Source organism: Shewanella sp. SM68 (genome assembly GCF_025653925.1).
Lineage (GTDB): Bacteria > Pseudomonadota > Gammaproteobacteria > Enterobacterales > Shewanellaceae > Shewanella > Shewanella oncorhynchi.
Genome location: NZ_JAKKRU010000002.1, coordinates 566,102 through 576,714, shown reverse-complemented (window position 1 = coordinate 576,714; position 10,613 = coordinate 566,102). Strand labels below are relative to the sequence as shown.

Annotated in this window: 11 protein-coding genes and 1 pseudogene; 4 read left to right on the top strand and 8 right to left on the bottom strand. The window is 46.6% G+C overall.

Annotated features, from left to right (window positions below):
• On the top strand, positions 1–241 hold a 241-nt coding region (locus L5M40_RS05630), incomplete at its 5' end, for an integrase core domain-containing protein (RefSeq protein ID WP_263147013.1).
• Between the two features lie 70 nt (positions 242–311).
• Here the strand turns inward: L5M40_RS05630 and L5M40_RS05625 are convergent.
• Positions 312–1,100, bottom strand: coding sequence for a hypothetical protein (locus L5M40_RS05625; RefSeq protein ID WP_263256393.1), 789 nt, complete (start codon positions 1,098–1,100; stop codon positions 312–314).
• A complete protein-coding gene (locus L5M40_RS22610) occupies positions 1,097–1,297 on the bottom strand; it encodes a helix-turn-helix domain-containing protein (protein WP_411569081.1) in 201 nt (66 codons plus the stop codon). The genes L5M40_RS05625 and L5M40_RS22610 overlap by 4 nt, the downstream gene beginning before the upstream one ends.
• Positions 1,298–1,425: 128 nt before the next feature.
• Here L5M40_RS22610 and L5M40_RS05620 point away from each other — a divergent pair, with 128 nt between their 5' ends.
• On the top strand, positions 1,426–2,646 hold the full coding sequence (locus L5M40_RS05620) for a DNA cytosine methyltransferase (RefSeq protein ID WP_263256391.1): 1,221 nt from the start codon (positions 1,426–1,428) through the stop codon (positions 2,644–2,646).
• A gap of 39 nt (positions 2,647–2,685) precedes the next feature.
• On the opposite strand, the pseudogene L5M40_RS05615 reads toward L5M40_RS05620, so the two are convergent.
• The 3 genes and pseudogenes from L5M40_RS05615 to ubiD all read right to left on the bottom strand — a co-directional run.
• Positions 2,686–3,642 (bottom strand): annotated as a pseudogene (locus L5M40_RS05615) (IS256-like element ISSba9 family transposase); the annotation flags it as partial.
• 453 nt (positions 3,643–4,095) lie between these two features.
• Positions 4,096–4,806 carry an NAD(P)H-flavin reductase gene (fre, locus tag L5M40_RS05610; RefSeq protein ID WP_263256390.1) on the bottom strand — a complete coding sequence of 237 codons (711 nt, stop codon included), beginning with the start codon at positions 4,804–4,806 and terminating at the stop codon, positions 4,096–4,098.
• Between the two features lie 114 nt (positions 4,807–4,920).
• Positions 4,921–6,402, bottom strand: coding sequence for a 4-hydroxy-3-polyprenylbenzoate decarboxylase (gene ubiD / locus L5M40_RS05605; RefSeq protein WP_263256388.1), 1,482 nt, complete (start codon positions 6,400–6,402; stop codon positions 4,921–4,923).
• Between the two features lie 159 nt (positions 6,403–6,561).
• Here ubiD and L5M40_RS05600 point away from each other — a divergent pair, with 159 nt between their 5' ends.
• Both L5M40_RS05600 and L5M40_RS05595 read left to right on the top strand, forming a co-directional pair.
• Entirely contained in the window at positions 6,562–7,359 is a 798-nt protein-coding gene (locus tag L5M40_RS05600; protein WP_263256386.1) for a hypothetical protein, read from the top strand.
• A gap of 130 nt (positions 7,360–7,489) precedes the next feature.
• Entirely contained in the window at positions 7,490–8,713 is a 1,224-nt protein-coding gene (locus tag L5M40_RS05595) for an MFS transporter (RefSeq protein ID WP_263256384.1), read from the top strand.
• Between the two features lie 54 nt (positions 8,714–8,767).
• Here L5M40_RS05595 and L5M40_RS05590 read toward each other — a convergent pair whose 3' ends face one another.
• The 3 genes from L5M40_RS05590 to aroQ all read right to left on the bottom strand — a co-directional run bounded on the left by L5M40_RS05590 (position 8,768) and on the right by aroQ (position 10,451).
• Positions 8,768–9,445, bottom strand: coding sequence for an SDR family NAD(P)-dependent oxidoreductase (locus tag L5M40_RS05590; RefSeq protein WP_263256383.1), 678 nt, complete (start codon positions 9,443–9,445; stop codon positions 8,768–8,770).
• A gap of 80 nt (positions 9,446–9,525) precedes the next feature.
• The gene (gene accB, locus L5M40_RS05585) at positions 9,526–9,975 is read right to left on the bottom strand and encodes an acetyl-CoA carboxylase biotin carboxyl carrier protein (RefSeq protein WP_263256381.1); all 450 of its coding nucleotides are present in this window, start codon (positions 9,973–9,975) and stop codon (positions 9,526–9,528) included.
• 35 nt (positions 9,976–10,010) lie between these two features.
• Positions 10,011–10,451, bottom strand: a complete 441-nt coding sequence (gene aroQ / locus L5M40_RS05580) for a type II 3-dehydroquinate dehydratase (RefSeq protein ID WP_028759381.1) — start codon at positions 10,449–10,451, stop codon at positions 10,011–10,013.
• Positions 10,452–10,613: the final 162 nt, after the last annotated feature.

Genomic DNA, 10,613 nt, shown 5'->3' with positions numbered 1-10,613 from the left:
GAGTCGTCGCGGGAATTGTTGGGATAACGCACCAATGGAGCGTTTCTTTAGAAGTTTGAAATCTGAGTGGATACCCGCAAGTGGTTATGGGAATTTTACAGAAGCAGATAAAGAGATCACAAATTACATCACTGGATATTACAGCGAGACTAGGCCCCATCAATATAATGGTGGGTTAACGCCAAATGAGTCAGAACGTTTATATTGGAATGACTCTAAAACCGTGGCCAATTTTACTTGACCACTACATGTGCAAGCATTGTACTTGGCACAAAGAGCTACTGAACAAACTGCCCGACTGCCATGTATTATTATGTGCGAATAAGTTCAACTAAGTTATCCGTCCAAATTCCAGGCTCAAGAACTAGCTTATCTGAATATCTCTCAGGGTATTGGTCGTGACGATTAAAATTCTCAGCTTTCGCATAAAGAAACTTCCACTCCATCGTTCTTGAGAAAAGGCAGGCTGCCACAAGATCAATTTCGTCACTCTTATAGAATCTATTACGTCTTGTATTTCCTGTTTCGTCAGTTGAATTTCTAGTCCTTTTAAAATCGATCGTTAGGACGTTTGAATGAAATTGTTCTAAAAACTCCATTGGCCGTATTGAACCTACAGATGGATTTTCAACATTAGATGCGCTGAATTGATATCTAGTAATTCCAGACTCACGATATTTTTGAGGGAGTGACTGAATAATAGACTTAAGGTCCCCCAAAGAAAGTCTAGTTAGCTTGGTCTCTTCTATACCTAGCTCAGTCAATGTTTCGTTAAGTTCAATTAGTCCATTATCATTTAAATAACTTAGATAATCGCAAATCGCAGGCTTGGTTGTGATTTTAGCTACTTCGACATTTTTACACTCAAGGGATAGTGTTCTACCTCCAACATTTAGGTAAAAATCTTTATCTAGATCACCTGAAGCAGGTTGAATATCTATGATCTCCCCAATATTAATTAGTTCGTTCAAAACTTTTTCTAAGTGTTTCTCCGCAACGGCACCTCGTACAGCCATATAAGCTCGAGGATTGTTCTCAAATACATTCGATAGTTCTACTGCAGATAAGCCTGTTGCTAAATCTATTTCTTGCGGGATCATTCTTCATCCTTGCTGTATTCAAGTAAGTCAGATATTGAGCATTCAAGGACACTACAAAGGATGTTTATAACTGCAAGAGTCGTGTTGTAATCAGGCCTTGAGCCTATAGCTTCCAAAGTAGATCTAGATAAACCAGCAATATCAGCAAGCTCGTGGTAAGTGAGCTTACAGTTATGTTTTTTTCTGTAGGCCGCCATTACCTCTCTTAATTTCACTTTTATCACTTGTACTCTCAATACAATTATGGTACTGTTAATTAGGTTTATGCTCGCAGCAGTTGCGACCATACTTAGCAAAATTCCCTAAGGTAGTTGAAAAAGACAATATGCTCAAGACAATTAGTTTATATACAGGCGCAGGAGGACTTGATCTTGGGCTCGAAGCGGCAGGTTTTGAAACCACTGTAGCTGTAGAGTTTAATAAATGGGCGTGTGAGACACTTAACTATAACCGACCTAAATGGAATACACTGCATCAAGATATTCACGATGTCCCCAGCAGTGAAATTTTTAAAGTTGGGGGATTCTCAGACAATGAGCCAAGCCTATTAATTGGTGGGCCACCATGCCAACCATTTTCGAAAGCGGCTTATTGGTCGAAAGGTGATACAAAAAGGTTAGATGACCCTCGGGCAGACACGCTTACTGCATACTTAAGAGTTTTGAGAGATTTAAAACCAAAAGCATTTCTAATGGAAAACGTTTTTGGTATTACCTACAAAGGAAAAGATGAAGCCATAGACCTGCTCAAAGGCATTATCGATAAAATTAACAAAGAGGAAGGTACTAACTATAACTTTAATTTAGGTGTTATCAACGCAGCTGATTTTGGTGTACCTCAGATTAGAGAAAGGGTCTTTATCATTGGATCAAGAGATGGGACTGAGTTTAAGTTTCCAGTGCCTACGCATAAGAACCCTGAAAAAGACGACAATGACCTATTTTCTTTAGAAAACTGGAGAACCGCTTGGGATGCCATTGGGGATTTAAATGATTTAAGTCATAGTGATATCCCTGCAACTGGAAAGTGGGCAGAATTGCTACCTAGCATTCCTGAAGGCAAAAACTATCTGCATCATACTAATCGGGGAGAAGGTCTTCCTTTATTTGGCTGGCGTACACGGTACTGGAGCTTTTTATTAAAGCTAGCAAAAGATAAGCCATCTTGGACGATACAAGCTCAACCAGGTAGTGCAATAGGTCCATTTCATTGGAAAAATCGAAGGCTATCTACCCGAGAGCTTTGCCGCCTTCAAACTTTTCCAGACGACTATGAAATATTAGGTGGCAGAACAGAGGTTCAAAGACAGTTAGGAAATGCCGTTCCTAGTTTAATGGGTGAGATTTTAGGAAGAGAGATAAAGCGACAATTTTTTGGTATCAAAACGGTCGCTCCTTTAATCCTATTACCTGCTGTAAATACAACACATAAGAGGAAGCAACCAGTAGAACCTGTTGATGCAAAATATCTTAATTTACTTGGAGAGCATCTTGATCATCCTGGAACGGGAAAGGGGCCACAAGCTTCGAGTACTTCGGATACCTAACGGAGGGCGTTCAAAATTCTGTGTCAGCTTAAAATTCAATCACAGCCCCAGAGCATCATCTAAGCGACCATCAAAATGAATTGCCAATTGAGATAGCGTAGGCCCCCAATTTTGGATTGGCATGGTCCATTTTTTCGAGGCGTTCAATATGCCCGCGTATAATAACTTCAGCAAGCTATTTTCATTCGGGAAAGCGCCTTTAGTTTTGGTGAGTTTCCTAAACTGCCTGTGTACAGCCTCAATAGCATTCGTGGTGTAAATGGCCTTGCGGATATAGTGTGGGTATTTAAAGTAAGCAGACAGGTTCATCCATTTGTTACGCTAGGACTTGATGACTATCGGGTACTGCTCACCCCATTTTTCCTCCAAATCATCCAGAGATGCTGCTGCGACCTCCAGTGTCGAGGCGCGGTAGACCAGTTTAAGATCTGCCATGAAGGCTTTTTGATCCTTTGACGCAACATATTTAAGTGAGCTGCGGATCTGATGAATGATACACAACTGTACCTCAGTCTTGGGATAGATGGCCGCAATCGCCTCAGGAAAGCCAGTAAGCCCATCCACACAAGCAATTAATATGTCTTCAACCCCTCGGTTGTGAAGATCGGTCAGCACTGTTAGCCAGTGATTTGCACCTTCAGTTTCAGATAGATAGAGACCTATAAGTTCTTTTTTTCCTTCTAGATTAACGCCCAGTAACGTATAGATGGCCTTGTGGGCATAACGACCTTCATCTTTGACTTTGTAATGGATCGCATCGAGCCAAACGATAGGATAAATGGCATCGAGTTGACGCTGGCGCCACTCTTTCAATTTAGGAAGAAGTTGGTCGGTGACAGAGCTGATGGTGGCCTCAGAGATATCCATATCATACATTTCTTGAACATGGGCCCGCATATCTCGATAGCTCATGCCCAGAGCAAACATGGATAGAATTTTACGTTCCAAATCATCAGTTAAACGAGTCTGATTTTTCTTAACCAGTTGTGGCTCGAAGAAAGAGAGGACAGGCATATATTTGATGTTAAAGGTTACACCCTTCCCCTGCGAAGTTGCCGCGGGACGTTGGAATAAATTGCGTGAGTCCGGTCATGGATGACCGGCTAGCTTCCGTAGGTACAGGGATGTTGCCTTCGGAAGCGATAGCAATTTATCCATAAGACCAAGGCTAGTATCTAATGCATGTAACTTCGCTAGGGGCGGCAAGGGAGTTCCAAGAGGGGATTGCTGTTGATCCCCTCTTGGTCGGGTGTGGGTTGAAGACCCACGACTTTAATCTTTTGCTTAAGCAGCAAATAATCTTTGGATAAGCAGGTTTACTGAGTGGATGTATCCACAAAAAGTGAAATACGGCGTGACGTATAAAACAAAACCCCAGTAAAAACTGGGGTTTATTATTTTAAGCCTATGCTGGCAAAGGTTAGCCAGCCGAGCTAACAAATCAACGCGTTATTTGATAAACGCGAACGCATCACCGTAGAGATGTGCTTCTTCTACACCCATCTCACGGAAGATTTCCCGTGCTGCACCCACCATGTCGAAACGGCCGGCGATGTAGATGTCGTAGCCATTTAAGCTGACAAAATCTTGTTTGATTTGCGCTAACAGATTGGCGGTTTTACCTTGCCAGTTGGTTGGGGCTTCTTCGATGACGGGGATAAAGTGCAACCAAGGGTGAGCGTCGTGCCACTGGCGAGCGATGGTTTCAAAATACATGGCATCTTGGGTGCGACAACCCCAATACAGCATAGTTTCAACCTGTTGGCCGAGGGCTATTTGGTGCTCGATGATACTTTTAATGTAAGAGAAACCTGTGCCGCCGGCGATTAACAGGCGAGGGCGAATGCTTTCGTGACGCAGGTGGGCTTCGCCGCCTGGGGCTTCGATGTCGATAGTGCTGCCATCAAGGGCGCAGGCTTTCAGGCGCTCGACCACTTGCATTGGGTAGCTTTCACTCACAGCGGCGCCAATGTGTAATTCGATCAGCTCGGCGTTTGGCGCTGATGCGATAGAGAAGGGGCGTTTATCTTTTTCACCCATGACAACACATAAGTATTGCCCCGCTTGGAAATCGAAGGCGGTTTCAGGCCTTAACAATACTTGATATACGGCATCGTTAAATGGGTTAACTTTCTCTATCTTACAACGTATGGTTTTCATCAAACTTCCTTTGCACCTTTCTTCAACAGTATGTGTCTAGGTGTCGCTTTAGAGGCCTGTTATTGGCCTATTCTCTTGGCTAAAGCCGATACTTGAGTAATGGCTTAAGCTGAATTATAGGGTTGGGCTGTCGTCTATGCCTAACTCATCCCAGATTGAGTCGATCTTTTGTTTTACTTTTGGATCCATCACGATTGGCGTGCCCCATTCGCGGTTGGTTTCACCTTCCCACTTATTGGTGGCATCGAGTCCCATTTTTGAGCCTAAGCCCGCAACGGGTGAAGCAAAATCGAGGTAGTCGATCGGGGTGTTTTCGATCATCACAGTATCGCGTTTAGGGTCCATGCGGGTGGTGATCGCCCAGATCACATCCTGCCAGTCACGACAGTTCACATCTTCATCCACTATGACAATAAACTTAGTGTACATAAATTGGCGCAGGAAAGACCAAGCGCCCATCATCACTCGTTTGGCATGTCCCGGATATTGTTTGCGAATGGAGATCACTGCCATGCGGTACGAACAGCCCTCAGGTGGCAGATAAAAATCAATGATCTCAGGATATTGCTTACGCAAAATCGGCACAAACACTTCGTTTAATGCAACCCCCAGCATGGCTGGCTCATCCGGTGGACGGCCAGTGTAAGTGCTGTGGTAGATGGCATCTTTACGCTGAGTGATGTGGGTAACGGTAAATACTGGAAACTTATCGGTTTCGTTGTAGTAACCCGTGTGATCGCCGTAGGGGCCTTCTTCCGCCAGTTCCTCAGGATCGATATAACCTTCGAGGATGATTTCACTGGTGGCGGGCACTTCTAAGTCACAGCTTAATGCCTTGCAGACTTCGGTACGTTCACCGCGCAGTAAACCGGCAAAAGCGTATTCGCTCATGGAGTCTGGGACTGGGGTGACGGCACCTAAAATGGTTACAGGATCGGCGCCGAGTGCGACCACAACCGGATAACGCTCACCGGGGAATTGTTGTTTAAAATCAGCAAAATCTAACGCGCCGCCACGGTGGGACAACCAGCGCATAATCAGCTTGTTTTTACCCAGTAATTGTTGGCGATAAATGCCTAAATTCTGACGACTCTTACGCGGGCCTTTGGTGATGGTTAAGCCCCAGGTCACTAGTGGTGCGACATCGCCCGGCCAGCAATGCTGAATAGGCAATTTAGTTAAATCGACCTCATCGCCGGTTTTGATGATTTGTTGGCAAGGCGGATTACGCACTGTTTTTGGCGGCATATTCAAGGCTTGCTTGAACATAGGGATCTTAGCGATCGCGTCTTTAAAACCCCTAGGTGGTTCGGGTTCTTTTAAAAAGGCTAACAGTTCACCCACTTCGCGCAGGGCTAATGGGTCGTCTTTGCCGAGTGCCATGGCCACACGTTTTGGCGTACCGAACAGGTTTACCAACACGGGCATGTGATGATTTTTGGGATTTTCAAATAATAGCGCAGGGCCTTGAGCGCGTAATACGCGATCGGCGATCTCTGTCATTTCTAAATGAGGATCAACTGGGTAGCTAATGCGTTTAAGTTCGCCATTGGCTTCTAAGTGATCAATAAAGCTGCGTAAATCCTTAAAACTCATGTGGAAATAGCCTCTGCAGTGAAAATCCATGTGGCGCGCACTATAGCATTTTTCTGTTTTAGGGTTAACCAATTCAGTGATCTTCAAGCTTAGGAAGCGTAAAATGGTTACCAGTAAGTCGCGATAGATCTCGCTTACGCCCTTTATTTCGAGGTTTATATGAATATTCCTGTATGGTTTGCTCAAGAAAAGTGTGTTCAAAGTCAATCACATGGCGCGCATAAGCGGTCGCTAAAGTGCTTGGTTTTATCGCTTGCCGTGGGGATCTCACTTTTGGGGGCGCTCAGTGTGCCGACTGTGGCGGTGGCCGGAAATAGAGGCTATTCGGATCAAGACGAACGCCACGGTCATCGTGATAGCTACAGTCGTGGCGATAGTCATTACAACAATCGTCATGACAATTATTACGACAACCGCCATGTGCGCAAAGATAATCGCCATTATCGTCCCTATTATCGACCTTATTACCCTTGGGGTTTAGGGCTCGCTACGGGGTGGGGATCGGGTTGGAATGTTGGTTACGGTGTGAACACCCATTGGAACAATGATTGGGGTTGGAATACGTCGCGTGACGCCTACGCTCGAAATTACTGGAACTCGCCCTATTCGGGCATAGGTTTGTCGATTCCTATGGCCTATGATGATGAACCTGTGGCCATTTCTGCACCTGTACGGGTAACAACCAGTATGCAGTATTCTGCGAGTGAAGGCCGTATGGTGTCGAGTATGCCTGTAAATATGGCCGGACAATCGACTGGGCAACTGGTGTCGCAAACTAGTAATGCCACAGGCAAAACAGCTGCAACTCCGCGTCCACGCGCACCGCACAGTGTGTCTAGCTTGCCGAGCAATGCTAGGGTTGTGCAGCAGGATGGTCGTACACTTTACGAGTGGCAAGGCACGCTTTACGCCTACGACTGGAACAGTCAAACCTATCAAGAACAGTTAGTCAGATAGATTTACATTACGTAAATGACTGAGAAATTGGAGCCCCTTAGTGGGCTCCAATTTATTTATCATCTTTTATTATCTTTTTATTAGTTATTTATCAGCTAGTTGTCGTTTTATAGCATAGCGGAGACGAGGTTTGAATACTGTTAGAAATCAGGCTGCCCAAAACCAGCATAAGGGCGCCAGTACATTATGGGTGTTACTTGCCTTAGCACTCGGAACATTCGCTTTAGGCACCACAGAATTTGCTTCCATGACCTTAGTGCCTTATATCGCGAGCGATTTAGGGGTAGAGGTTGCACATGTGAGTTATGCCATTAGTGCCTATGCGCTGGGGGTTGTGGTCGGTTCGCCAATTATCATGGTGCTGGCCGTTAGGGTCAGACGGCGAACACTCTTGATTGCTTTAGCCGGGTTAATGGCGGTGGCCAATGGCTTAAGTGCGTTAGCGCCATCATTGAATTGGTTAATCTTTTTTCGTTTTCTCAGCGGCTTGCCCCACGGCGCTTATTTCGGCGTGGCTATATTGCTCGCCGCCTCTTTAGTGCCGCCAGAAATGAAGGCCCGCGCCGTATCGCGGGTGATTATTGGCCTTACGCTGGCGACGATTATCGGTGTGCCGTTTGCGACTTGGATGGGGCAAACTGTGGGCTGGCGCTCTGGCATTGGCATAGTGGCAATTCTGGCGACCATTACCGCGATAATGGTGTATTTTTTAGCACCTAATCAAGCCGTGCCCGCTGATGCGAGTCCCAAAAAAGAGCTACAAACCCTTAAAAATCGTGAAGTCTGGCTGACGCTAGGCATCGCGGCCATTGGCTTTGGCGGTATCTTCTGCGTGTATACCTATCTGGCTGAAACCTTAATCCAAGTGACGCAAGTCGAGCCGTTTAAGATCCCAATCATGATGGCGGTATTTGGTATTGGCGCAACATTGGGCACGCTAGTGTGTTGCTGGGCGGCGGATAAGTCGGCCTTAGCGGCGGCGTTTTGGTCGTTAGTGTTAAGCACTGTGGTGTTGGCTATTTACCCGAGTTTGACCGGACATTACTGGGCGCTGATGCCCGTGGTATTTTTTGTCGGTTGTGGGTTAGGGCTCGCCACTATTGTGCAAGCCAGATTGATGGATGTGGCACCTGATGGGCAAGCCATGACAGGCGCTTTAGTGCAATGCGCCTTTAATCTTGCCAATGCAATTGGGCCTTGGGTGGGCAGTTTAGTGATACTGTCTGGACAAGGCATTGCCGCGACAGGTTATGCGGCGTCTTTGTTGTCATTGGGAGGACTGCTGATGTGGTGGTTGACCCACAGAGAAAGCCGTCGCGTCGTTACCCTAAATACAGCGAACTGCGCCGACTAGCGAGTGCTAAGAAAGAGACGCAGTGGTCATATTTTGCGTCTCGAATCCGCACATTTAGCCCCTTTGTATGGTGATATCGGCGATATAACCATGCTCTGTGACAACTAAGGCTTGTTTGAGCATGCTAGCCGCTTCATCGGCGGACATAAAGCTTGAGGTATCTAAAGCCTTACCGCTACTGGGCCAAAAGCCTGTGTCCATGCCGCCGGGATACACGGCAATCAACTTCATTGGGCTTTGTTTAAGCTCTAATCGCACCGACTCGATAAATCCCCGCACCGCCCATTTTGCCGCGCAGTAAGTGGATTCTCCCGCCTTGGCGGCCAGTGCTGCGGTGGACATGACCACAACCACAGTGACCGCTTGATCTTTATAGCGTTTCACTAGTTCGCGCACTAACAAAATCGTCGAGGTGACATTGTTATTGAGCAGGCTGTGGATATCGCTGGCGGTTTGGGTTTCAATCGCTCCAAAGTAGCCGCTGCCCGCGCAGTGGATCACGGTTTTAGGGGCTTGCGTTAGGCCATCGAACAGGGCTTCGAGACTCGATTCACTGGCGAGATCGGCGGTGATCGCGGCGATAGTTTTGTTGGAGAAGGGCGTTAATGCATTGGCGACGGTTTGCAGGCGCTCGGCATGGCGACCTGTGAGTGTCAGTGCTTCATTCTCTTTGGCGTAGAGCGATGCGAGCGCCGCGCCTAAACCACTGCTGGCGCCGGTAATTAATATCATAGTGACCTCGGTTAATGCTGTCTTGGCTTGAAACCGCAGCTTAAACTCAAGTGCGCTTCAATTCATGGGAAGGCGAGCGGTTAGATTAAGGTAAATAGTGGCTGATCGAATGCCACTTCATCGCCGTCTTTGGCCCAAATAGCGCTGACCACGCCGTCGCGCTCGGCTTGGATGGGATTCATCATTCTCATCGCTTCGATAATGCAGACAACTTCACCTTGGCTCACTCGTTGACCGACTTTAACCAGCGGCACATCATCGAGTTCTGCCGCCGCGTAAAAAGTGCCGACCATAGGTGAGACTTGTACAAAACCTTCTGTACTTGGCGAAATGCCTGTTTGCTTTGCCTGTTCACTCAAAGGCGCGACTCGTGCTCTGGGTAGCGTTTGCTGTGATTGCACATTGGCTGGCATAGGGCTGTAGCGGGTGATGCGAATTGATTCTTCACCTTCGGTGATCGCCAGTTCTGCTATGTCAGATTCTTGTACTAACTCAATGAGTTTTTTAATTTTACGAAGATCCATTGCCATTTATCTGCCCTTGCAAAGCACGCTATTGAATGGGATTACTGTGGCTGGTTGAGCCGTTTAATGGCCGCCGCCAGCGCAAACTCATAACCCTGTGAACCGAAACCGCAAATCACGCCTATCGCCTTATCGGAAAAATAGGAATGGTGGCGAAAGGCTTCACGGGCGTGCACATTGGATAAATGCACTTCAAAGAACGGAATTGCCACCCCAAGCAGGGCATCACGCAGGGCGACGCTGGTATGGGTAAAGGCGGCGGGATTGATAATAATCATCTGGGCATCAGTCGCATGAATCGCATTGATTAGCTCAAATTCGGCGTTGGACTGAATATGTTCGAGCTCAACTCCCGCCAATTTTGCCTGCTGGTTTAACTCTGCCACTATGTCGGCTAAGGTTTGATGACCGTAAACGCTGGGCTCGCGGCGGCCTAAGAGGTTGAGATTGGGGCCATTGACGAGCAAAATTTTGTGACTCATTGCGCTTTCCTTTACGGCATGCCTTGGGATTAATGCTGGGATTAAAGTTGGAAAAATTTATTTCAGTTTTTTACATAGGCCACTAACTTAACCTGTTCAAATCGATTTTGCATTATCCGTTAGTCGATTGTGTGCGAGCTGATCATGTGCGAGCCGATTATA